This window comes from Micromonospora sp. NPDC003197 (genome assembly GCF_053590565.1).
Map to the genome: position 1 here is coordinate 29,576 of NZ_JBSFTE010000029.1, position 23,269 is coordinate 52,844.

Consider the following 23,269-nt stretch of genomic DNA (forward strand, 5'->3'; position numbering starts at 1 on the left):
CGTCGTGCCGATGTGGCTGGGGCCCCGACGTCGAGCGGTGGGAATGGGAAACCCGGGCGTGGCCGACGGTTCGGGGGGATGTCGTCGGCCACGCCCGGGTTTGGGAGGGGGATTTAGCTCGGGATGTGGGTGACGCCGATGCGCTTGCGGAAGACCCAGTAGGTCCAGCCCTGGTAGGCGAGCACGATCGGGGTGAAGATGACCGCCACCCAGGTCATGATCTTGAGGGTGTAGGGGGTGGATGCGGCGTTGTCGACGGTGAGGGTGCCGGCGGGGTCGAGGGTGGAGGGCATGACGTTGGGGAACAGTGCCGCGAAGAGGGTGATCACGGCGAGGCCGGTGGCCAGGGCGGTGCCGGTGAAGGCCCAGCCTTCGCGGCCGGCGTGGGCGGCGAAGACGCCGGCGGCGAGCGCGAGGGCTGCGGCGACGGCTAGTGCGATGGCGGCCGGGGTGTTGCGGATGGTGAGGGTCCAGGTGAGGAAGGCGCCGGCGAGGATGATGCTGGCGATGCCGGTGCGGACGGCGAGGTTGCGGGCGCGGTGTCGAATGTCGCCGGTGGTCTTGAGGGCGATGAAGACGGCGCCGTGGGTGAGGAAGAGGGCGGTGGTGGTGAGGCCGCCGAGCAGGGCGTACGGGTTGAGCAGGTTGAACAGTCCGCCGGCGTATTCGTGGTTGGCGTCGATGGGGACGCCGCGCACGATGTTGGCGAAGGCGACGCCCCACAGGAGGGCGGGGACCGCGGAGCCGAAGATGATGGCGGCGTCCCAGCGGCGTTTCCAGCTGGCTTCGGGGCGCTTGTGGCGGTACTCGAAGGCGACGCCGCGCAGGATGAGGGCGATGAGGATGAGCAGTAGCGGCAGGTAGAAGCCGGAGAAGAGGGTGGCGTACCACTCGGGGAAGGCGGCGAACATGGCGCCGCCGGCGGTGAGTAGCCAGACTTCGTTGCCGTCCCAGACAGGTCCGATGGTGTTGATCAGTACTCGGCGTTCCCGGTCGTCGCGGCCGAGCACGGGCAGGAGCATGCCGACGCCGAAGTCGAACCCTTCGAGGATGAAGTATCCGGTGAAGAGGACGGTGATGAGGAGAAACCAGACGGTGGTGAGTTCCACGGTGGGGCTCCGGGGTCAGTAGGCGAAGGCGAGTGGGCGGTCTGCGTCGTCGTCGGTGTCGTCGGTTTGTGGGGGTGGGGCTTCCTCGGGGAGGCCGTTCTTGGCGTATTTGACGAGGAGGCGGAATTCGATGACGGCGAGGGTGGCGTAGACGAGGGTGAAGGCGGTGAAGGAGGTGAGGACTTCGGTGAGGCTGACGGTGCGGGAGACGCCGTCGCGGGTGAGCATTTCGCCGAAGACGATCCAGGGTTGGCGGCCCATTTCGGTGAAGATCCAGCCGAAGGAGTTGGCGGCCAGCGGGAGGAAGGGCATGACGAGGCCGGCGCGTAGCAGCCAGCGGCTGGTGGTGCTGCGGTCGCGGCGGTGGGTCCAGAGAACCAGTAGGGCGATGGCGGCGGCGGCGAGGCCGAACGCGATCATGAAGCGGAAGCTCCAGTAGGTGACCGGGATGATCGGGGTGTAGTTGCCGGGTCCGTATTGGGCGGCGTACTGGGCTTGTAGGTCGTTGATGCCTTTGACTTCGCCGTCGAAGCTGCCGGTGCTGAGGAAGGACAGCAGGCCGGGGATCTTGAGGGCGTACAGTTCGCGGCTGCCGTCGAGGCTGCCGACGGTGAGTACGGAGAAGTCTGCCGGGCCTTCGGTTTGGTAGAGGCCTTCGGCGGCGGCCATCTTCATGGGCTGCACCTCGGTCATGATCTTGCCCTGGATGTCGCCGGTGAGCATTACGCCGGCGGCGGCGATCAGGGTGACCCAGGAGCCGAACTTGGCGGCGAAGCGGTAGGTGGAGGTGTCGCTGTTGCCGGGTCGCCGGATGAGGTGCCAGAGGGCGACGGTGACCATCAGGGAGCCGGCGACGAGGAAGCAGCCGAATACGGTGTGCGGGAACGTGATCAGCGCGACTTTGTTGGTGAGTACGGCGACGAAGTCGGTGAGTTCGGCGCGGCCGGTCTCGGGGTTGATGCGGTAGCCGACGGGGTTCTGCATCCAGGAGTTGGCGGCGAGGATGAAGTAGGCGCTGAGGGTGGAGCCGATGGCCGCGGCCCAGATGGTGGCGAGGTGGATGCGTTTGGGTAGCCGGTCCCAGCCGAAGATCCACAGTCCGAGGAAGGTGGATTCGAGGAAGAAGGCGACGAGGGCTTCGATAGCCAGTGGTGCGCCGAAGATGTCGCCGACGAAGCGGGAGTAGTCGCTCCAGTTCATGCCGAACTGGAATTCCTGCACGATGCCGGTGACCACGCCCATGGCAAAGTTGATGAGGAACAGTTTGCCGTAGAACTTGGTGAGTTTGAGGTATCGCTCGTTGCCGGTGCGATGCCACATGGTCTGGAGGATGGCCACAAGCACGGATAGGCCGATGGTCAGCGGCACGAAAAGGTAGTGGTAGACGGTGGTTACACCGAACTGCCAACGGGCCACATCTAACGCGTCCACCAGGACCCCCAGGTCTACGTACTACGAGATGTAGTAGATCCTACTCGTCGTCGGGGACGTTGCCGCAGGGGCGGGGGGCCCGACGTGCCCGGGCCGAAGGCCCCGACCGGTACGGGACGCCGACCCGGGCCGGAAGGCCCTGACTGCCTCAGAACCCCCTCGACGTGCGACGATCAACAGCTGATGAGCACCCCCCACTCCCCCTGGCAGCCGCCCCGGTTGTGGCGCTGCGCACAGGTCGCCGCCCGGGTCGTCGTCGGGCTGGTCGCCCGGCTACAGGTCACCGGGGACGTGCCCGACGAACTACGCCGTGGCCCGCTGATCCTGGCCGCCAACCACATCAGCCCCTTCGACCCGGTCGTGCTCACCGCCGCGACCGGCGTACGGGGCATCTCTCCGCGGATCATGGCCACCGGTGGGCTGTTCCGGATTCCCGTCGTCGGTGCGGCAATGCGGCACTGGGGGCACATCCGCGTCGACCGGGGCACCACCGCCGTCGCCGATGCCCTACGGGACGCCGCGTCGGCAGTGGCCGGCGGCTCGGTGGTGCTGGTCTACCCAGAGGGCCGCATCGGCCTCGACCCCGGCATGTGGCCCGAGCGGGGCAAGACCGGTACCGCACGACTCGCTTTCGCCAGTGGTGCCGTCGTCGTACCCATCGCCCAGTGGGGCGCCCATGAGGTCCTGCCGTACCGGGCCCCGAAAGGCCTGCTGCGTGGCGTGACCCGAGCACTGGTCCGCCGCCCGGTGATCCGGGTGCACTTCGGCACCCCCATCGACCTGGACGAGCCCGACCCGGGCGTACCGGGTGCGGCGCTACGGGCCACCGACCGGATCATCGACGCGCTCACCGACACCCTGGCGCCGCTGCGCCCGAACGAACCCGACCGGCCCCGACACGTCGACCCCGGCCGACCGGCAGACACCGCCCGGATGCACCGCCGCCGGCCGCAGCCACCAGCCGAATAGATTGGTGCGCGGCACCACCGGCCGCACAGAGCGCCACGACGACGCGAACCTACGAGTCGCGGCTCACGCCTGCGGGTCGCGTTGGCGCAGGTAGGCCAGGACCGCCTCCCGGGTGGTACGTACTCCCAGCGCCGCCCGGGCCTCGGCGATGCGCCGATTGGCCGTCCGCAGGGACAGGAACTCCGCCGCCGCCGCAGCGGCGATCGTCTCCCCGTTGGCCAGCCGTTCCAGCAGGGCACGCTGCTGCGGCACCAGCCGGTCCACGGTCGTTTCGGCCTCGGACGTCGGCCCGGCGTCCGAGGCCCGGTACACCAGCCCCAACCGGGACAGGTCATCGACCAGGGCCCGGCCTATCTCACCGGTCGCGTCAAGGATCGCCACCACCGCCGCGCCCCGCGCGGCAGCCAACAACACCAGCCGAGCCGTCTCCAGGTCAGGTACGCGACCGAACACCGCCAGTCGCGCCCCGGTCAGGTCCCAGGTCGACTCGGGCAGGGCGAACCCGTCCCGGGTCTGCCAGCCCTCCCGGGCCAGCCGGCGCAGCACCGCCGTGGCGTCCGCAGCCGACGACAGCACATAACAGGGCGGCCCGGGAGCGCTCACGGTTGCACCACCTGCCACTGACCCGGTACCCGGTTCTCCCGGGGCGCTCCCCCGGCCAGCACCAGTGCCGCCGCTTCGGTGCGGGTACGGGCCCCCAGCTTGCGCATCCCCGCCCGGATGTGGGTCTCCACCGTCTCGGCGGAGATGCCCAACTGGCCGGCGATGCGCCGGCTCGGCTCACCGGCCGCCACCAGGTGCAGCACGTCACGTTCCCGCATGGTGAGTGCACCATCCGTACGCGGGCCGCGCCCGTCGCGGCGCACCGCGTGCCGGCGCAACGCCCGCCGGGTGCGGCCCAGCAGCACCACCAGACCCGCCTCTTCGGCCATCCGCTCGGCAGCCAGCAGCGGCGGCACCGCCCGGGCCGGATCGCTCTGGTGCAGCCCGGCAGCCAGCAGACACCGCACCTGCTCGCGGACCGCGAGATCGTGCCAGCCGTCGGCGGCCTGGGCGAACCGGTCGGCGTCGAGGGTGTGCCAGGCAGTCAGAGTCTGCCCCACCGGCGGCACCGCCGAGCCGGTGCCGACCCGGTCGAAGGCGACCGGTCCCCCGTCGTACGCGGCCCAACGGGCGGTGATCCGGCGCAGCCCATCGATCAGCGGTGGCCCGGTCGGAGGTTCGACCTCCGTGGCCGCCCGCTCCGGCTGTCCGTCGAGCCAGGCGGCTTCCCGATCCACCCAGTCGAGCACACCGGCGGCCGGTAGGGGGACGTCGGTGGCCCCGGCCAGCCGGGCCCGGGCCGGGGCGAGCAGCCCGGCGTCAGCCTCGATCAGGCTGGCGGCAGCTGCCGCATAGCCGTGGGCCAGCGGCGGCACCGTCCGGTCGGTCAGGTCCACGGCGCGGCGCAGCGTCTCGTCGGCGGTGCCGCTACCGGTGCGGTCACCCCGCAGCGCCGTGCACCACAGTTCCGCCGCCAGGAACCGGGTCTGCCAGCTGTACGCGTGGTCCGCTGCGCAGGCGTGCCCAGCGGATCGCGCCGTCTGGGTCGCCTCGGACAGCCGACCATCGGCGGCAAGTGTCTCCACCAGCAGCCAGGCGCTCCACCGGCTGGTCAGGAGCTGGCCGGCGGCGGCGCTGTCGGTGGCCGCCGACGCGAGCGCGTCCTCCCAGCGGGGGGCGCGGGTGTGGGCGGCGACGGCGGCCAGCGCGGCCCGCAGCCCGGCGTGGGTGGGGGGCGGGCCGGTCCGGGCGGTGATCTGGGCGGCGGTGGCCGCCGCAGCGGTCGGGTCGTCGGCGAGTTGGGCCAGCAGCCGAATCCGGTCGCGGGTGGCGACCACGTCCGCCGCCGCATCGTCCGGTACGGCGTCGGCGGTGGTGCGGGCGGCGGTCGGGTCGCCCAGGTGCAGTAGAGCTTCGGCGTGCAGAACGGTCACCGCCGGGTCCCCGTTGAGGTCCCCGGTGGGGGTGGCGGCCAGGAGTTGGGCGGCGGCCCGGGGCCGGCCGCTGTCCAGCGCGGCCTGTGCTGCGGCGAGCCGGACCTGTGGCGCTGGGGTGACATCGGGCAGCTGGCAGGCGAACAGGAGCAGTTCGGCGCGTTCCCCGCCGCTGATGCCGGGGGTGTCGGCGGCGGCCAGCGCGTGCTGGTAGGCGGCGGGGCCGTCACCGGCGGCAGCCAGGTGTCGGGCGGCCTCGGCGGGGGGTACCAGTTCGGCCAGGCGTCGGTGCAGTGCACGGCGGTTGGGCTCGTCGAGCAGCCCTGCGGCGACCTCCGCCACGTACGGGGACACCGGGCCGACTGTGCCGGCCGGGTCGGTGTTGACCAGACCGGCGCGGGTCAGTTCGGGTATGCCGACGCCGAGCAGTCCGGTGGGGGCTGGGTGGCCGAGCAGTCCGAGCGCGGCCATTGCGGTACGGGCGGGGCGGGTCAGGTCGGCCAGTGCGGTGGCCACCGCGTATTCGACCTGGGTGAGGTCGTGGCCGCCGGTCGGGTCCACCGGTGTGGGGTGTGTGGTGGCGTGCCGGGCCAGGGCCTGTACTGCCAGGGGCAGACCGCCGGCGCGGGTCACCACGTCGGTGAGGGCGGCTGGGGTCAGGTCGGGGGCGGTGGCGTGGGCCAGTTCGGTTGCGGCGGCTGGGTCCAGGGCCGGTACGGCCAGCCAACCGGCGGCGGCCGTACGCAGGGCGGTCTCCACCGGTGGGGGCAGCCGGTGCGGGGTGCGTAGGGTGACCGCCACCCGGCAGTGCCGGGCCAGTGGCACAAGTGTGGCGAGGGTGGCCGGATCAGCCCACTGGACGTCGTCCAGGAGCAGCAGGCCGTCGCGGACCCGGGACCGGACCGCTTCGGCCAGTAGCGGCGGGTCGTGTTCCGGTAGGCGTACCCGCAGCGCGTGGGTCAGGGCGAACGCCGGCACCGACCGTAGGGTGGCCAGCGCGCCGCCGTGGAACACCGGTCCGCGGAACGTGGTGGCCAGCTGCCGCAGCAGGGTGCTGCGGCCGCAGCCGGGGCCGCCGTGGATCACCACCAGGCCGGGCGTGGCGAGTAGGCGCGTCGCTTCCTCGGATAGGGAATGCCGGGGCTGGCTGTTGGCCGAGGGCTGGCCGGTGACGTCGCTGGGTGCGTGTGGCACTGCTCCTCCCCCTGCCGGGACTCGTGGCCACCGGGGCGTGAGACGGTGGCACGAACATGGGATCCTGCGCCGGCAGGATATTCGTAGTGTGAGGTCCGGCAGGGGCGCCCCGCCCTGCCGTCGTGGTGGAGGGACCCGATCGGTATGAGTGAGTGCGGCCTGCGGATTCCCCCTATTGTCGCTGACCGCGCCGAGGGGTGACACAGATGGGTCCAGGTCCGCTCAGTGTCCGGATTGCCGCCCTGTGTGATGAGGTGGGGCCGCAGGTCGGCCCGGCCACGCAGGCGCGGGTGCGTGGGGTGCGGCAGCGGCTTGGCGAGCCGCTGCGGGTGGCTGTCGCGGGCCGGCTGAAGGCCGGCAAGTCGACTTTGGTCAACGCGTTGATCGGTCGTCGGGTCGCCCCCACCGAGGTGGGCGAGTGCACCCGGGTGGTTACCCAGTTCCGCTACGGTACGGCCGACCGGGTCGATGTGGTGCGCCGCGACGGTGCGCGGGTCAGCCTGCCGTTGGACGAGGCCGGCATGATTCCGCAGCGGCTGGGGGTACCCCGGGCGGAGGTCGCGTTCGTTGACGTGACGTTGACCAGTGACCATCTGCGGGACCTGACCGTGGTGGATACTCCCGGGTTGGCATCGACGAACACGTCGGTCAGTGCCGGGGCGAGCCGGTTCCTGTTCGAGGGTGGGGCCGCGCCGCTGGACGAGGACCTCGACGACGATTCGGCGGGGGCGATTTCCGGTGCCGAGGCCATCCTCTACGTGTTCACCCAGGCGGTACGCTCCGACGACGTACAGGCGCTGGCCGCGTTCCAGGCCGCGTCGGCGCGGCTGGCCAGCAACCCGATCAACTCGTTGGGGCTGTTCAACAAGGTGGACAAGCTGGTCGGTGGGGCGGCCGATCCGTGGCCGGGGGCCGGGCCGCTGGCCGTCGAACAGTCCCGGGTGCTGCGGCGGGTGGTGTCGGACGTGGTGCCGGTCGTGGGGCTGCTGGCCGAGACGACCGAGGCGGGGCGGTTGACCGCCGCCGACTGTGAGGCGCTGCGGGCCCTGGCCCGCCTGCCGGTGGCCGAGCGGACGGTGCTGCTGGCCTCGGTGGACCTGTTCACGGGGCGGGACTGTGCGGTGCCCGGGGCGCAGCGGGAACGGTTGCTGCATCGGCTGGACCTGTACGGGATCGGGTTCGCCATCGCGCAGCTCGCCGCCCGTCCCCAGTTGGCCAGTGGGGAGCTGGTCCGGATGTTGTTTCAGGCGTCCGGGTTTCCCCGGTTGCGGCACACCCTGGAACAGGCGTTCCGGTGGCGCACCGACGCGATCAAGGCCGGTTGGGGGTTGTCCAGCCTGGAGCAGTTGGCGGGGCGTACCCAGCGGGCCGAGGACCGGGAGGTGTTGCGGGACGCGATCGAACGGGTGGTGCGGGAGCCGGAATACCACCGGCTGCGGTTGCTGGAGGTCGCCCAGCTGGTCACTGCCGGGACGGTGGAGCTGCCCGAGCCGATGGAACAGGAACTGACCCGGCTCGCCCTGTCGACCGACCCGCGGTGGATTCTCGCCCTGCCCGACGCTGCCCCGGAGCAGCTGGCGCGGTCGGCCCGGGAGGCGGCGACCCGGTGGCGGGCGTACGCGGTAGCCGGGGCCGGTCCCGCCCAGTCCCGGGTGGCCCTGGTGGCGCACCGTGGTTTCTATCTGCTGTCCCAGCGGATCAGAACGGAGACGGGGGCACGGTGAGCAGCTGGAACGGGAACACAGTAAACAGGTGGATCATCTCGGACGAGGGGGCGAGACGATGACTGGCGCTACCGCGCAGGCCCGGCCGGAGGCGGCCCTGGACAAGCTGCTCACCGGTGCGGTCGACATTTCACTGGCGTACCTGCGCAAGGCGGATGCGGACGCTGCCGCCGAGGTGGACGGGATTCGTCGTCGTACCGTCACCCGGCCGTCGATTGTCGTCGTCGGGGAAACCAAGCGCGGCAAGAGTTCCCTGGTCAACGCCCTGCTCGGGGTGCCCGGGTTGTCGCCGGTGGATGCCGCTGTCGCCACCTCCACATATCTGGAGTTCATACCGGCGCAGCAGCCGGAGGCACGGGCCTGGCTGCCGGGCCGGGCCGAGCCGGTGCCGCTGAGCGTGGCCGACCTGCGGGACTGGGCCACTGTCCTGGGTCAGCTTCCCGAGGGGCTGCGCCCGCCGCGCCGTATCGAGGTGGGGCACGACGCCCCGCTGCTGCGGTATCTGACCCTGGTGGACACCCCGGGCACCGGTGGACTCGATCCGCTGCACTGCGAGATCGCCCTGGACGCGGTGGACCGGGCCACCGCGCTGATGTTCGTCGTCGACGCTTCCGCCCCGTTCGCCAAACCCGAACTGGATTTTCTGATCGAGGCCAGTAAACGGGTCAACTCGGTGGTGTTCGCGTTGACCAAGACCGACGCGTATCCGGGGTGGCGCACCATCTGGGACGACAACCAGGCCCAGTTGCGGACCCACGCACCACGGTTCGGTAGCGCCCCCTGGTTTCCGGTGTCGGCCCGGCTGGCCGAGTTGGCGATGACCCTGCCCGAGGCGGCGGCCGCAGAACTGGTCCGGGAGTCCCGCATCGCCGATCTGCAACACGCGCTGATCGATCTGGCCGGCAAGGGCCACCTGCTGCATCAGGCCAACGTGCTGCGCACCGTACGCAGCGAGTTTATTCGGCTGGACCTGCAGTTCGGTGACCGGATCAAGGCCAGCGACCCGGATCCGGCGGACATGACCCGGGCCAAGCAGGAACGGGCCGACCTGGCCGCACGTAAACGCACCGAGTCGCGGCAGTGGTCTTTGGCGTTGAGTACCGAGACGCAGCGGGTCCGGGTGGAGGCCACCGGTCGGCTGCGTACCGCCGTCGGGCAACTGCAGGAGGACTTGCTCAACCGTATCGACAAGGGCAGCCGGGGCGACCTGAAGGGGCTACCGCAGCAGGTTGACCAGGCGTTGCACGCGCTGTCCATCCGCCTGTCGCAGGATCTGCAACTGCGGTTCCGGCAGGTTGGCGAGCGGGTGCTGGCCCAGGTGTTCCCACCGCATGAGGTGCAGTACGTGCTGCAGGGGCTCAACGCCACGCTGCGGCATGCGCTGGCCAGCAAGCCTCGCCGGGAGGGCGGTCAGGACAATCTCATGGTGGCCATGTCCGCCGGTGGGATGGCGTTCATGGCCGGCCGGGGCGCGATGGCGGGGGCGTCCGCGCTCGGTGCCGGCGCACTGGTCGGCGGTGGGCTGCTGGTACCGGCGGCGGGTCTCGGGTTGGGGCTGGCTGCCGGGGCGTTCATCCTCTACCGGCGGCGGGTGCACTCCGACCGGCAGCAGGCCCGCACCTGGCTGCGGGAGGTGCTGGCCGAGGCGCGCGCCGCCCTGTCCGACGAGGTCACACACCGGTTCACCGATCTGCAGTACGCCCTGACGTTGGCTCTGGACGACGCGATCGAACGCCGGTTGCGTCAGCTCGACGCGCACATCGCCGAGATCGACAAGGCGATGGCGGAGGACAAGGTCGACCGGACTCGGCGTAAGGCCGAGGTGCAGTCCGAACGGGACACGTTGCGGTCCCGCCTCAAGCAGGTCGACGAGGTGCTGGTCCGGGCCCGGGCGTTGACACCGGCCCCGGCCGGGGGTGGCCGGTGAGCGAGGGCTGGGACGGGTGGCCGGAGGAGGACGGGTCGGACTTCGACGCTGCCCCGGACTTCGACGATTCCGACGGGCCGGTCGATTCCGATGGGCCGGTCGAGCCGGACGACTGGCCGCAGTACCCGGTTGAGGGGTTCGGGCCGGCCGGTAACAGTGGGTTGTCCGAGTTCGACCAGACAGACGAGGATCCGGCCGGCGGCACCGGGGCGGCGGACCGGCCCATCGGGTACGGCGACGACAGCGCCGACGAGCCGTTCGAGGTGGACCCCGTTGACCCGGAGCCGGGCCCATGGCCGGACGACGACGTCCCGCGGGTGGGATTCGGGCCGGCTGCGGTGCCGGTCGGTGCAAACCCCGACGTGGACCCGTACGCCGACGACAACTCCTGGTCGGACCCGCAGTTTCCGCCCCGGCTGGAACTTGCGCAACCCCCCGAACCCGTCGACGGCTACCCATGGGCGGACCCGGCGACGCTGGGCACCGACCCGCAACCCGTCACCTGGGACGACACGCCGCCGCGACCCGATCCGGCCGGGCTGGCCGCCTACGCCGGACTGGAACTGCCCGCCGGGGCCGACCCGTGGCCGCTGCTGGCCGCCTCCGACGATCCGGCGACCAGCACGTTGGCCCGGTTCTGGTCCGCCCGCAGCGATGCCTTCCCACCGGATGTGACCTGACCCCCGGACCGGCTACGCCGACCGGGTCGATCCGCCAGGTAGGCGGACCAGGTCGATCCCGCCGGGCGGGCCGGGCCGATCCGCCCGGTCGGGCATACTGCGCTGCGTGACAGCGCACTTCGGTTACCTCGACGCACCCGCTCCCCTGGCCTTCGCCCACCGGGGCGGGGCCGCGCACGGTGACGAGAACACCACGGAGGCGTTCGCCCGGGCGGTCAGCCTCGGCTACCAGTACGTGGAGACCGACGTGCACAGCACCGCCGACGGGGTGGCCGTGGTGTTCCATGACGCCACACTGCACCGGTTGACCGGCGAGCCGGGGCGCATCGCCGACCTGCGCTGGGCCGACCTGGCCACCGTACGCGTCGGTGGGGCGGCCGCGGTGCCCCGCCTGGACGACGTACTCGGCGCGTGGCCGCAGGTCCGGTTCAACATCGACGTCAAGGCCGACGGTGGGGTCGACCCGACGGTGGCGACCGTCGAGCGGGTCGGCGCGGGTGACCGGGTGCTGCTGGCCTCGTTCAGCGATGCGCGCCTGGCCCGGATGCGGGCCCTGGCCGGTCCGAAGGTTGCCACGTCGTTGGGCATGCGCGGGGTGGCCCGGCTGCGGCTGGCGTCGCTGACCGGCCAGCGGTTGCGGTTACCCCCGTCGGTGGTGGCCGCCCAGGTGCCGGTGCGTTACGGGCGGATACCGGTGGCCGACCGCCGGTTCATCCGCTACGTACAGCGGTTGGGGTTGCAGGTGCACGTGTGGACGATCGACGAACCTGCCGAGATGCACGACTTACTTGATCTCGGTGTGGATGGCATCATGACCGATCACGTCGACGTGTTACGTGACGTCTACCGCAGCCGCGGCCACTGGGCCGCCTGATCCCCGGCAAAGGACCCCGATGGCCGACACCCTAGCCCCCACCGACGCCGCGAGCGCCCCGGCCAGTACCCGGCGCGAACGGACCGGCTGGTACTTCTACGACTGGGCGATGTCGGCCTTCAACACGACGGTCATCACCGTCTTCCTCGGCCCGTTCCTGACCAGCATCACGAAGGTGGCGGCCGGCTGCGAGCTGGGTGCCGACAAGTGCGCCGGGTACGTCTATCCACTGGGTATCAAGGTCGCCGCCGGCTCCTACTTTCCGTACCTGGTGTCGCTGTCGGTGCTCCTGACGGTGTTCGTGCTGCCGGTGATGGGTGCGGTGGCGGACCGGTCCCGGCACAAGAAGCGGCTGCTGGCCGGTGCGGCGTTCCTTGGTGCCGCAGCCACCATCGGCATGCTGTTCGTCACCGGCGACCGCTACCTGCTCGGCGGGGTGCTGTTCGTGATCGCCAACATCGCCTTCGGGGCGGGTGTGGTGGTCTACAACTCGTTCCTGCCCCGGCTGGGCGGGCCGGACGAACGCGATGACATCTCCAGCAAGGGTTGGGCGCTTGGCTACCTCGGCGGCGGGCTGCTGCTGGCGATCAACCTGGTGGTGGTGATGTCGTTCAGTATCGAGGGCGACGCGCAGCGCACCCTGGACCTGGCTCGCTGGTCGATCGTGTCGGCGGGTGTCTGGTGGGCAGTGTTCACCCTGGTGCCGATGCGCTGGCTGCGGGAACACCCGACGGCGGAGGCGCTGACCGGCGGTGGCAACGTTCTCGTCGACGGGTTCCGGCAGCTTGGCCAGACGATCCGCGGCATCCGGGCGTACCCGCTGACGTTGTTCTTCCTGCTTGCCTTCCTGGTCTTCAACGACGGTATTCAGACCGTGATCTCTCTGGCCAGCCAGTACGGCACCGAGGAGCTGCGGCTGACCCAGACCACGTTGATCATCACGATCCTGCTGGTGCAGTTCCTCGCCTTCGGTGGGGCGCTGCTGCTGGGTGGGTTGGCCAAGCGGATCGGCGCGTGGAAGACCGTACTGCTGAGCCTGGTGCTGTGGACCGGGGTGGTGCTGGCCGCGTTCTGGCTGCCGGCCGAGGCCCCGGTGCCGTTCATGATCCTCGGGGCGGCGATCGGTCTGGTGCTCGGCGGCAGTCAGGCGTTGAGCCGCTCGCTGTTCAGCCAGCTCATTCCCGAGGGCAAGGAAGGCGAGTACTACGGCTTCTACGAGATCAGTGACAAGGGCACCAGTTGGCTCGGCCCGCTGGCGTTCGGTCTGGTGTTCCAACTCACCAACAGCTACCGGGTGGGTCTCGTCTCGCTACTGATCTTCTTCGTGGTCGGGTTCGCGTTGTTGCTGGCGGTGCCGATGCGTCGGGCCATCATCGCGGCGGGCAACACGCCCCCGCAGCGGCTGTAGGGGTCCCCGGACCGGCAGGGTCGCGTAATCCACCACAGCCCGCTGCACCTCGGCGATCACACGCGGCCGCTGTCTCGGTTGGGCTGGAAGCGACGCGCGCCACCAGCAGGTTGCCGACGACCTGGACCGTCAGCGTCAACGGCCCCCCGTCGGCGAGAATCGTGAGCAGATCCCGCAGCGGCATCAGGCTCAGCCGACCGGGGACGGCACTGGCTTGGTCGCCCGGCAACAGGATCATCCATACCCACGGCACGGTCCCGTAGACGATGCCTACCTCGGCCAGCGACATCCGCCATGCCCACGTCGGTGTGGTGCCGGTGACACGCCGATGGCGTGCCAGTGCCCACACCGCCAGCGCGGCCAACGGCAGTACGGCGATCGTGATGAGTGCCACGCCATTGAACGTGCCGACCCAGCCGTGCCATCCCTTGATCACGCTATTTCCGCTTCCTTCCGACCACACGAAATTCACCGGGGCCCGCTCCCCTGCCCGGCGGCTGGCCCGCCAACCGCCGGGGTCCTTCCAACATGTCGACCAGCCGTGGCCGGGCGTCAGCGCTGGCCGGTGATGGCTGCTGTCTCCCGGGTGACGATCTCCTGCATCGGCAGGCCGTCGTAGTTGCTGAGGACGACACCGACCCAGCCGGTGTCCGGGTAGATGTTCCAGTTGGCGGAGCTGCCGCCGCTGGCGCCGCCGTGCCCGACCACCCACTGGCCGTTGATGATCTTCGTCGGGATCCCGTACGCCATGAACGAGGTGTGTGCGGGTGTGGGGCCGCCACTCTGACCCAGCCCCCGAGGGATCTTGGCCCCGGTGAACAACTCGGCGAAGGGCCGGTCCAGCACCGTGCCGTTGCGCAGCGCGTGCGCGAACCGGACCAGGTCCGGCGCGGTGGCGAAGCCGCCGTCCCCGGCGTAGCCGATGAAGCTACGGCCCGGATTCAAGCCGGGCTGCTGCGGATTCGGGCTGCCCTTGTCCAGGTTGCGGACGGCGTCCACCCGACTGCCGTCGGCCTGCAGCATGTACGAGTGCGCGATGTGCTCGTCGGTGAGCCACTGCGGCCTGGTGTAGAACGCTGAGCCGGTCATGCCGGCGCGCCCGAGGACATGCTCGTGCACGTACTCCCAGTACGTCGTGCCGGTCACGGCCTCCACGATCTGCGCGGCGATGGCGACGGCGGTGCCACTGTGCTGCACGGGGCCGGTACCGGGGGCGGTCTCCAGCCTCGCCTGCCGGGTCCACTGCTGGTAGAACTCGTGCACCTCCTTCCGGCTTTGGAAGATGCGTTGCAGGTCCAACTCCGGGGTGCTCAGTCCGGAGGTCTGGGTGAGCAGATGATGGATGGTCACCTGCTCGGCGATCTCCTTGGCGAAGTGCTCCAGGTGGGTGCCCACCGAATCCGACAGTTCCACCCTGCCCTGCTGCACCAACTGCAGGATCGCCACCGCGCAGAACGGCTTGATCGCCGAGCCGAGGTTGACCGCGACGCCTTCGTGGTTGCGGATCCCCTTCTCCTTGTCGGCCATGCCGTAACTGCGCGACAGCACGGTCCGACCCCGGTGCGACAGCAGCACCACACCGGAGAACTTGTCCTCCGCGGCCAGCTGCGCCACGTACCGGTCGTAGGCCCCGCCAGGCAGGGCGTCCGGCGGGATCCGGTCGTACTCGGACGGCTCGGGTGCGGTGTGGGCGAGCGCGGTGCCCACCAGCGGCACGCCGGCTGCCGCCATGCCAGAGGCCGCCAACCCGCCCCAGCCGACCAGCCGCCGCCGGTTGATACCGCGTACCGATCTCGAATCCATGTCACGGCCCTTTCCCGATCAACAAACGGACCTGTAGGTCTACCGGCGACCGCCTATCGGCAACCGAGCGTCGACCCATACGCCACCCATATGCGGGGCTGGAGATACTGGGCGGATGCGGGTGCTGCTGGTCGAGGACGAACAGCCGTTGGCCACGTACATCGCGGCTGGGCTACGCAAGCACGGCTGCGCCGTGGACGTGGCACACGACGGTCAGCAGGCGCTGGACAGATGCAACATCACTCCGTACGACGTGGTGGTCCTGGACCGGGACCTTCCAGTGGTGCACGGCGACACCGTGTGCCGGCTGTTGGCGCAGCGCGGAACCGCCCGGGTGCTGATGCTCACCGCGTCCGGTGCCGTGTCCGACCGGGTGGACGGGCTGGCTCTGGGTGCCGACGACTACCTGGGTAAGCCGTTCGCGTTCGCCGAACTGGTCGCCCGGGTGCGCGCGTTGGCCCGGCGCAGCACGCCGGCCCGTCCTCCGGTGTTGCGCACGCGGGATGTCGAACTCGATCCGTCCCGGCGCACCGCCGAACGAGACGGCCGGCTGCTGTCGCTGACCCCGAAGGAATTCGGGGTGCTGGAACGGCTGCTCACCGCCGACGGTGCTGTGGTGAGCGCGGAGACGCTGCTGGACAAGGTGTGGGACGAGCACGCCGACCCGTTCACCAACGCCGTGCGCATCACCGTCAGCACCCTGCGCCGCAAGCTCGGCGATCCACCGCTGATCGAGACTGTGACCGGTTCCGGATATCGGATCGCCCCATGAATCGGCGGCTGACCGCCCGCAGCCGGCTCACCCTGGTGTACACCGGCCTGGTGCTGGCCGCCGGGTTGTTGCTCCTGGCACTGACATATTTACTGCTGCTACGGGGTAACCTGCGGCTGCCTCCCCCGGCACCCGGCGACGACATCGGCGGGCGGCTGCGTGGGGAGGCGATCTCCGACCTGCTGACCCGGGCCGCGCTGGCGCTGCTGGTGGTGACCGCGCTGGCAGGGCTGACCGGCTGGCTGGTGGCCGGGCGGATACTGCGGCCGATCCGGACGATATCCGGTACCGCGAACCGGCTGTCCGCAGAGAACCTGTCCGAACGGGTACCTGTCCGCCAGCCCGCCGACGAACTCGCCGCACTGGCCACCACGATCAACGGCATGCTGGACCGCATCCAGCACGGCATCGCCGAGCGCGACCGGGCCCTCACCAGCCAGCGCCTGTTCGTCGCCAACGCCGCGCACGAACTGCGTACCCCGCTCACCACCATGCGCACCGCCGTCGACGTCACCCTCGACGGCGAACCTGACCAGGCTGAACTCATCGCGATGGCCGGCGACATCGCCACCGCCGTCGAAACCAGCCAACGTACCCTGGACGGGCTCCTGGTCCTGGCCCGCAGCCAGGCCGGCCCGCGCCGGCGGACGCCCGTGGACCTTGCCGCGGTCGCCGCTGCGGCGGTCGCCGACGCCGTCGACCGGGCGGCGAACGGGGCCGTGACCCTGCAGGCCGACCTGCGTCCGGCACCGGCCAGTGGTGAGCCGGTGCTGCTGGAGCGGATGGTCGGCAACCTGCTGGAGAATGCGCTGCGCTACAACCATGCCGGCGGGAACGTCACGGTGACCTCCGGCACCGCGAACGGGCACGCGTTCCTGCGGGTCGTCAACACTGGTCCGCTGGTCGCACCGGACGAGCAACGACGGCTGTTCGAGCCGTTCGTCAGAGGCACCGCCAACGGTGTCCGTGGGGCCGGGCTCGGCCTGTCCATCGTCCGCGCGGTCGTCACCGCGCATGCCGGGGAGATTTTCAGCACTCCCCGGTCGACCGGCGGCATGGACATCGCCGTACACCTGCCGCAGGCCCTAGCGGCCGCTACTTCCGGGTGATGCCTCGACGTAGCGATGTCGGCGACGGCGGCTTCTTTGGAGGTGCAGGAGATTCGTCACCTTATGGACGGGACAGGGTACTTGTTGACCATGCGTTAGGCTGCCCGACCGTGACCCACGACGACGCCCTCGCTCCCGCCTGCCCGGCACACCCGCCGATTGGCGTGGCCGACCCCCACCTGAACTGCGCGGATGCCGCCATCACCGACGGCCGGCCCCGGCACGCCGCCGCGTTGAAGTTCTTCTGGGGGCCGATGGACTGCGGCAAGTCGACGATGGCGTTGCAGATGAACTACAACCACGCCCGGCAGGGCCGGCGCGGGCTGGTGCTCACCCGCATCGACCGGTCGCTCGGCCCGCGGGTCACCAGCCGCATCGGCCTGGCCCACGAGGCGATCGAGGTCACCGACGACCTGAACCTGCTGACCCTGGTGCAGGGTCGCTGGGCCGAGGGGGAACGCGTCGACTACCTGATCTGCGACGAGGCGTGCTTCTACAACGTCGAGCACGTGGAGCAGATGGCCGAACTGGTCGACCGGTACGACGTCGATGTGTTCGCCTTCGGCCTGGCCACCGACTTCCGGGCGTGCCTGTTCCCGGCCGCGCAGCGGCTGTTCGAACTGGCCGACGAGGTGACCCGTATTCAGGTCGAGGTGCTGTGCTGGTGTGGCCGGGAGGGGCTGCTCAACGCCCGGGTGGTAGACGGCACCGTGGCCCGCGAGGGCCAGCAGGTGGTCATCGGCGATACCGTCGACACCGCCGAGGTGCGCTACCAGGTACTGTGCCGGCGGCACCACCGTACCGGCGACCTGGGCCCGAACAAGCAGACGACGCGACTGGGAAGCTGATCAGATGATTCACTCCGGCGACGTAGCGACTACCCACGCCTGGGCGGCTCTCGGCGGGCCAGGCGAGCTTGTCGAGCGGGTGTCGTACGAGGCTGCCAGTAATGTGCTGCCGGCACGTCTGCCGGTACGGGAGCTGGCCCGGGCGAGCGTGGGCGTCTGCTCGCTGGCCGCCGCGGAACTACTGGCCCGGCGCAACGCCGGTGCGGTGCCAGCGGTACGGGTGCGGGAAGCAGCGGTGGCAACGGCCTTTGTCAGCGAGCGTCACCTGCGCATCGACGGTCGGGCTCCGACCTCCTTCGCGCCCCTGTCCGGCTTCTGGCGTACGGCTGACGGTTGGGTACGTACCCACGCCAACTATCCGCACCACCGGGCTCGGCTGCTGAGCGCCTTGGGCATCTCCGACAGCGGCGACGACCAGGCATTGGTCAAGGTGCTGGCTGGCGAGTTGGCGACGCGCCCGGCTCAGCCAGTCCAGGAAGCCGTCTACGCGGCGGGCGGCTTGGCCGTCGCCGTGGCCGCTGCCCCGCCCGAGGCCAGGCTTCCGCTGGTGGAGACACGGCTGCTGGCTGACGGCAGCCACCGGACGCTGCCGGCAGCATCACTACCAGCCAGCGGAGTACGGATCCTCGACCTGACCCGGGTCATCGCCGGTCCCGTCGCGACGCGGACCCTCGCCCTGCTCGGAGCCGATGTGCTACGGGTCGACTCACCGAAGCTCCTGGAGGACCACGACGCCCACGCCGATACTGGCATGGGTAAACGCTCGACGCTGCTGAACCTCTCCACCCCCGCCGACCGGAGGATCTTCGAAGGTCTCCTCGACTCGGCCGATGTCGTGCTCACCGGCTACCGGCCCGGCGCACTGGACCGGCACGGTCTGGCACCCGATGCGCTGCTGGCCAGACGCCCCGGCGTGATCGTCGCCCAGCTCTGTGCCTGGGGCTGGTCGGGACCGTGGGCTTCGCGGCGTGGCTTCGACAGCCTCGTGCAGGCCGCGAGTGGTATCGCCTCGATCGAGGCTTCCGCCGACGGCCGCCCAGGGGTGCTACCTGCGCAGGCCCTGGACCACGGCACCGGGTACCTGCTCGCCGCCGCCATCCTGCGCGCGTTGAGCGACCGTCAGGAGACTGGTGGCGGATGCCATCTGCGGCTGTCGCTCGCCGGCACTGCCTCCTGGTTGTTGCATGACATCCGTCCCACTCCCGTTGACGGCGACGACGCCTACATCCCGCAGCCGTGGCTGGGCAGGACCGCGTCGCCCTATGGGGTACTTGACCACGCTCTTCCTCCGGTGAGCTACGACGGCGCGCCCCGGAACTGGACCCGTCCACCGAGTCGGTGGGGAACGGACCTGCCGGCCTGGATCTGATCGTCGTCAAAGAGGCACGACTATCGGCCGAGCCGATCAGAACGGGTCGCCGCAGACCCGCCACCCGTCGTCGGACTTCACTATTGGCAGCTCGTGCCGGTCCGGCGTGTCGTGTCCCCGGATCAGCTGGGCGGTGACCGTGGCGCGCAGCTGACCGTCCTCGGCGGCGACCGAGGTGTCCTCGATGGTGTACCGGCTGATCTTTTCGGGGCTGACCGCCCGCCGGACGAAGTCCTCCCGGGTCCACCGCTGCCGGGTGTCCGGGCACAGCCGGTCGTAGGCTCGGGCATGCTCGCCGGCGGCGAGGTCCGCGAGGAAGGTGTCGGCGGCGGCCTGCGCCGGGCCGGTGGACCGTTGCACCGACTGGAAGTTCCACAGGCCCAGCCCGGCGGCCCCCACGCAGCAGATCAGCACGACGAGACCGGCGACGCCGAACACGGCCCGCCGGCCACGCCGGGGCCGAGGCCGGGGTGGCCGGGCCCACTCGTACGCCATGGGTAGACGGTAGACAGCGGCGGGCCGGTGGCGCGGGAAAGCGCGGCGGCACCACCCGGGCGCGTTCCCGTCGTCAACGGGACTGTCGCCACCCCGGCCGGTGGTCTACCGTCAGCGCATCCCGCCCACCATTCCCCCGATCGGCGGAGGAGCTTGTCGATGGAACGCTTCGTGCAGCCGGTCCACGTGCCGGCCGACCCGTACACCGACGACCGGCTGCTGCGGTCCTGGCTGGACCGGCAGCTCGGCCCGGACGGGCACGCCGCCGCCGTCGACCGGTTGACCGCCCTGTCTGCCGAGGTCGCCGGAGCGCTGCGGGCCGCACACGTAGACGCCGAGGCGTATCCACCCACCCTGACCCGGTACGACCCGTGGGGGGCCCGGATCGACCGGATCGACACCTCCGCCGGCTGGCAGGCCCAGCGGGCCGCCGCCGCCCGGCATGCGGTGGTCGCCCTGCCGTACCTGGCGTCGGCGCGGACCACCTGGGGGGCGGCGGCGCGGGTCGTCCAGCACGCCCTGCTGCACCTGTACGGCCCCGAGTCGGCCACCTTCTCCTGCCCGGTGGCAATGGCCGACGGCGCGGCGGCGCTGCTGTCCCTGCCCGAGGTGGATCCGGCGGTACGGGATGCCTGGCTGCCCCGGTTGATCAGCACCGCCCCGGAGACAGCGAGCGTCAGTGGCCAGTGGATGACCGAGTCGCAGGGCGGCTCCGACCTGGCCCGCTCGTCCACGCTCGCCCGCCCGGCCGGGGACGGTTCGTGGCGGCTGACCGGCGAGAAGTGGTTCTGTTCGGCCGCTGACGCCGACATGGCGGTCGCGCTGGCCCGCCCCGAGGGGGCTGGGCCGGGCAGCCGGTCGCTGGTGCCGTTCCTGGTGCCGCGCTACGCGGCCGACTCGCCGCTGGCCGCACCGGGGGTCGATCCGTTTGCGCCAGCACCCGGGGTGATCGTGCACCGGCTCAAGGACAAGCTCGGCACCTGGGCGCTGCCCACCGCCGAGATCGGGCTTCGGGACGCGTACGCCGTGCCGTTGGGTGATCCGTCCCAGCCGGGGCTGAGCCGGGCGATGACGCTGGTGGTGGTCACCCGGCTGCATAACGCGGCCGCCGCGGCGGGCGGGATGCGGCGCGGGTTGGCGTACGCGCGGGCGTACGCCACACAGCGTCAGGTGGCCGGGGGCCGGCTGGCCGACTCGCCCCTGCACCGGGCGACGCTGGGCACCCTGGCTGTCGACGCGGCCGGAGCCTTCGTCCTGGCCGGGCACGCGTTCGCCCTGCTGGGCCGGGTGGAGGTCGGCGCCGACCCGGTGGCCGCCGCCGAGCTACGGATCGTGGCCCCCCTGGCGAAACTGGCCACCGGACGGTTGGCGGTCTCCTCCGCCAGCGAGTACGTCGAGTGCTTCGGCGGTGCCGGCTACGTGGAGGACACCGGCGTGCCACGGCTGCTGCGCGACGCGCAGGTGTTGCCGATCTGGGAGGGCACCACCAACGTGCTCGCCCTGGATGTGGTGCGGGCCATCGTCCGGGAGGACGCCGCCGGCCCCCTGCTGAGGCGGCTCGACGCGGCCACAGACACGGCCCGGCGGATCTCCCCGACCCTGGCTGACGCGCTGGCAGAGGCCACCGCCGAGCTGCGGGCCACGGTGGCCGAGGTGACCGGGGCACCGGCTGCGGCGGCGGTCGTCGCCGGGGCACGTGGCCTCGCTCTGCGGTTGGCGTACGCGCTGACCACCGCCCTGCTGGTCGAGCAGGCGGCCGGGGGTGACGAACTGGCCGAGGTGGCGGCCCGGCTCTGGGCCCGACGGTGGCTACGGCGCGAGGACATCGCCGTCGACGCGCACCAGCACCTGGACGTGCTGTGCTGACCTGACCAGCCTTGCGACGATCCCGGCGGACCAGGCGGATTTCGTTTGGCGATCCTGACAGAGGATGTCAGGTACGGCCGGCAAGCTGCCGGGCATGACAGCAATCGGCGACCTCATCATGGTCAACCTTGACAGTCCGGACCCGAAGGCTCACGCCGAGTTCTACCGCCGGGTGCTGGACTGGGAGGTGACCCACAGTGAAGACGAGTACGTGATGATCAGCAACGGAAGCAATTCGATCGGCTTCGGTCTGGTCGAGGCGTACCAGCCTCCGCAGTGGCCGGACACCTCGTCCGGTAAGCGCTACCACCTCGACCTGTACGTCGATGATCTGGACAAGGCCGAGGAGTCCTGCCTGGAGCTGGGGGCGGCGAAGCCCGAGTTCCAGCCCGGTGGCGAGCGGTGGCGGGTGCTGATCGACCCGGCCGGGCAGCCGTTCTGCATCTGCCCCCGGCCGCAGAGCTGACCGTCCTGCCGTGTCGGGTGCCACCCTTCACAAGGGCGGCACCCGACAGGTGCTCAGCTCGGCGCAGTGGCCGCGTCGAGGATCGGGATCAGCCGCTCCTCCTCGTAGACCAGATGCTGCTCCAGTTCCTCGGTGAGTCGATCCACCTCGGCCAGCACCAGCTCAGGCTCCGCCGTATCGGTGGAGATGACCTGCTGTAGGTCGGCCAGCAACGCGGCGATCTTCTCGTGTTCCACGCCCAGCCGGTCGATGGTGGGTGCCAGTTCGGGGTGCTGCGCGGCCAGGGCCGGGAACATGCCCATGTCCTCGCTGGTGTGGTGGAAGTGCAGCCCTTGGCAGACGGTCAGGCAGTTCACCCGCAGTTGGGCCCCCAGTCGGGGCCCCGACGTCGCGATCTCCTTACGGATCAGGGCGAGTTCCCGGCGGAACGCGTCGTGGATTCGCTTGAGGGCGGTCCCCATGGACACCGGCCCGCCGGACATTTGTGGCGGGCCGGCCGGGATCTGTTCGAGGGCGACCACGGGAATCACTCGGCTGGTCTTGGCCTGATATGCGGCCCAGCCTGGGTCGGCCTCCACTGCGCGGGCGAAGAGCTGGTCACGTTCGTCGCCGGTCAGCACGGTCGCCTGCGCCTCGTAGACAAAAGTTCCGTCCTCGACGGTGACCTTGGGGTTTGCCACCAGGTTGTGGAACCAGTCGGGGTGCTTCGGTGCCCCGCCGGCCGAGGCGATGACCAGGACCCGGTTTCCGTCGGGAAGATAACCGACCGGGTTGGTGTGCGGGGTGCCGGACCGCGCTCCGACGGTGGTCAGCAGGAGTAGCCGGCCTCCCTCGAACGGGCCGCCGACGCGACCACCGTTGGCCCGGAACTCGTCGATGATCTGCTGGTTGAAGTCAATCGGCATACGTTGTCTTTCTGTTGTGGGGAATGGAAGCTAGTGACCTTGCCCGGGTACGGGCGCAAGAGCGGATGTCGCCGTCCGGTGTGGGCACGCGGACTCAGCAGCGGTCGCCGCTGTCGAGGTACGAAAGGTGATCTCACGCAATCAGTGCGGAGGAAGGAAAAGGCGGCCCTCGGGCCTGCCCGGCGCTCACGCCGTGGCCGGGTGCCTCAATCGTTCGTGGCCTGTGGCCGACCCGGCAGTCATGTCGCCAACCGTAGTAGCCGTGCGCGTTTGAAGGCAATCCGGTTCCCCGGACCCGGGGCTGAGGAGAATCCGCTAGGTGGTCTCGCCTGGCCGCTGCCGAG

Annotated in this window: 20 protein-coding genes; 12 read left to right on the top strand and 8 right to left on the bottom strand. The window is 70.7% G+C overall.

Annotated features, from left to right (window positions below; translation table 11 throughout):
* Positions 1 to 113 precede the first annotated feature (113 nt).
* Both cydB and ACWDV4_RS25385 read right to left on the bottom strand, forming a co-directional pair.
* On the bottom strand, positions 114 to 1,109 hold the full coding sequence (cydB, locus tag ACWDV4_RS25380; RefSeq protein ID WP_449983354.1) for a cytochrome d ubiquinol oxidase subunit II: 996 nt from the start codon (positions 1,107 to 1,109) through the stop codon (positions 114 to 116).
* Between the two features lie 15 nt (positions 1,110 to 1,124).
* Positions 1,125 to 2,540 (bottom strand): cytochrome ubiquinol oxidase subunit I, encoded by a 1,416-nt coding sequence (locus ACWDV4_RS25385; protein WP_449983357.1) that lies wholly within the window; start codon positions 2,538 to 2,540, stop codon positions 1,125 to 1,127.
* 183 nt (positions 2,541 to 2,723) lie between these two features.
* On the opposite strand from ACWDV4_RS25385, the gene ACWDV4_RS25390 reads away from it, so the two are divergent.
* Positions 2,724 to 3,509 (top strand): lysophospholipid acyltransferase family protein, encoded by a 786-nt coding sequence (locus tag ACWDV4_RS25390; RefSeq protein WP_449983360.1) that lies wholly within the window; start codon positions 2,724 to 2,726, stop codon positions 3,507 to 3,509.
* A gap of 63 nt (positions 3,510 to 3,572) precedes the next feature.
* On the opposite strand, the gene ACWDV4_RS25395 is transcribed toward ACWDV4_RS25390, so the two are convergent.
* Together ACWDV4_RS25395 and ACWDV4_RS25400 are read right to left on the bottom strand one after the other, a co-directional pair.
* Entirely contained in the window at positions 3,573 to 4,112 is a 540-nt protein-coding gene (locus ACWDV4_RS25395; protein ID WP_449983363.1) for a LuxR family transcriptional regulator, read from the bottom strand.
* Positions 4,109 to 6,679 carry a LuxR C-terminal-related transcriptional regulator gene (locus ACWDV4_RS25400; protein ID WP_449983366.1) on the bottom strand — a complete coding sequence of 857 codons (2,571 nt, stop codon included), beginning with the start codon at positions 6,677 to 6,679 and terminating at the stop codon, positions 4,109 to 4,111. Before ACWDV4_RS25400 ends, ACWDV4_RS25395 begins: the two co-directional genes overlap by 4 nt.
* A gap of 206 nt (positions 6,680 to 6,885) precedes the next feature.
* Between ACWDV4_RS25400 and ACWDV4_RS25405 the strand changes: the two genes are divergently transcribed.
* From ACWDV4_RS25405 to ACWDV4_RS25425, 5 genes are all read left to right on the top strand, one after another.
* Positions 6,886 to 8,403: a dynamin family protein gene (locus ACWDV4_RS25405; RefSeq protein ID WP_449983368.1), complete on the top strand. Its 1,518-nt coding sequence runs from the start codon at positions 6,886 to 6,888 to the stop codon at positions 8,401 to 8,403.
* Between the two features lie 28 nt (positions 8,404 to 8,431).
* Positions 8,432 to 10,330: a dynamin family protein gene (locus ACWDV4_RS25410; RefSeq protein ID WP_449983371.1), complete on the top strand. Its 1,899-nt coding sequence runs from the start codon at positions 8,432 to 8,434 to the stop codon at positions 10,328 to 10,330.
* Entirely contained in the window at positions 10,327 to 11,010 is a 684-nt protein-coding gene (locus ACWDV4_RS25415; RefSeq protein WP_449983374.1) for a hypothetical protein, read from the top strand. The genes ACWDV4_RS25410 and ACWDV4_RS25415 overlap by 4 nt, the downstream gene beginning before the upstream one ends.
* Positions 11,011 to 11,116: 106 nt before the next feature.
* The gene (locus tag ACWDV4_RS25420; RefSeq protein WP_449983377.1) at positions 11,117 to 11,884 is read left to right on the top strand and encodes a glycerophosphodiester phosphodiesterase; all 768 of its coding nucleotides are present in this window, start codon (positions 11,117 to 11,119) and stop codon (positions 11,882 to 11,884) included.
* Between the two features lie 19 nt (positions 11,885 to 11,903).
* The gene (locus ACWDV4_RS25425; protein WP_449983380.1) at positions 11,904 to 13,292 is read left to right on the top strand and encodes an MFS transporter; all 1,389 of its coding nucleotides are present in this window, start codon (positions 11,904 to 11,906) and stop codon (positions 13,290 to 13,292) included.
* Here the strand turns inward: ACWDV4_RS25425 and ACWDV4_RS25430 are convergent.
* On the bottom strand, positions 13,255 to 13,728 hold the full coding sequence (locus tag ACWDV4_RS25430) for a hypothetical protein (protein WP_449983383.1): 474 nt from the start codon (positions 13,726 to 13,728) through the stop codon (positions 13,255 to 13,257). The two genes, ACWDV4_RS25425 and ACWDV4_RS25430, sit on opposite strands and share 38 nt — an antisense overlap.
* Positions 13,729 to 13,844: 116 nt before the next feature.
* Entirely contained in the window at positions 13,845 to 15,095 is a 1,251-nt protein-coding gene (locus tag ACWDV4_RS25435) for a serine hydrolase domain-containing protein (RefSeq protein WP_449983386.1), read from the bottom strand.
* Between the two features lie 115 nt (positions 15,096 to 15,210).
* On the opposite strand from ACWDV4_RS25435, the gene ACWDV4_RS25440 reads away from it, so the two are divergent.
* The 4 genes from ACWDV4_RS25440 to ACWDV4_RS25455 all read left to right on the top strand — a co-directional run bounded on the left by ACWDV4_RS25440 (position 15,211) and on the right by ACWDV4_RS25455 (position 19,193).
* Positions 15,211 to 15,867, top strand: a complete 657-nt coding sequence (locus ACWDV4_RS25440) for a response regulator transcription factor (protein ID WP_449983390.1) — start codon at positions 15,211 to 15,213, stop codon at positions 15,865 to 15,867.
* Complete coding sequence (locus tag ACWDV4_RS25445; protein ID WP_449983393.1) at positions 15,864 to 16,976, top strand: sensor histidine kinase; 1,113 nt, start codon at positions 15,864 to 15,866, stop codon at positions 16,974 to 16,976. Before ACWDV4_RS25440 ends, ACWDV4_RS25445 begins: the two co-directional genes overlap by 4 nt.
* 158 nt (positions 16,977 to 17,134) lie before the next feature.
* The gene (locus ACWDV4_RS25450; protein WP_449983514.1) at positions 17,135 to 17,824 is read left to right on the top strand and encodes a thymidine kinase; all 690 of its coding nucleotides are present in this window, start codon (positions 17,135 to 17,137) and stop codon (positions 17,822 to 17,824) included.
* Positions 17,825 to 17,828: 4 nt separating this feature from the next.
* Positions 17,829 to 19,193, top strand: a complete 1,365-nt coding sequence (locus tag ACWDV4_RS25455) for a CoA transferase (RefSeq protein ID WP_449983396.1) — start codon at positions 17,829 to 17,831, stop codon at positions 19,191 to 19,193.
* 36 nt (positions 19,194 to 19,229) lie between these two features.
* Here the strand turns inward: ACWDV4_RS25455 and ACWDV4_RS25460 are convergent, their stop codons facing one another.
* Positions 19,230 to 19,688: an Rv0361 family membrane protein gene (locus ACWDV4_RS25460; RefSeq protein ID WP_449983399.1), complete on the bottom strand. Its 459-nt coding sequence runs from the start codon at positions 19,686 to 19,688 to the stop codon at positions 19,230 to 19,232.
* A 159-nt stretch (positions 19,689 to 19,847) separates the two neighbouring features.
* On the opposite strand from ACWDV4_RS25460, the gene ACWDV4_RS25465 reads away from it, so the two are divergent.
* Positions 19,848 to 21,554: an acyl-CoA dehydrogenase family protein gene (locus ACWDV4_RS25465; RefSeq protein WP_449983402.1), complete on the top strand. Its 1,707-nt coding sequence runs from the start codon at positions 19,848 to 19,850 to the stop codon at positions 21,552 to 21,554.
* Between the two features lie 94 nt (positions 21,555 to 21,648).
* On the top strand, positions 21,649 to 22,020 hold the full coding sequence (locus tag ACWDV4_RS25470) for a VOC family protein (protein ID WP_449983405.1): 372 nt from the start codon (positions 21,649 to 21,651) through the stop codon (positions 22,018 to 22,020).
* 53 nt (positions 22,021 to 22,073) lie between these two features.
* Here ACWDV4_RS25470 and ACWDV4_RS25475 read toward each other — a convergent pair whose 3' ends face one another.
* Positions 22,074 to 22,925, bottom strand: a complete 852-nt coding sequence (locus ACWDV4_RS25475; RefSeq protein WP_449983408.1) for a nitroreductase/quinone reductase family protein — start codon at positions 22,923 to 22,925, stop codon at positions 22,074 to 22,076.
* Positions 22,926 to 23,269 lie beyond the last annotated feature (344 nt).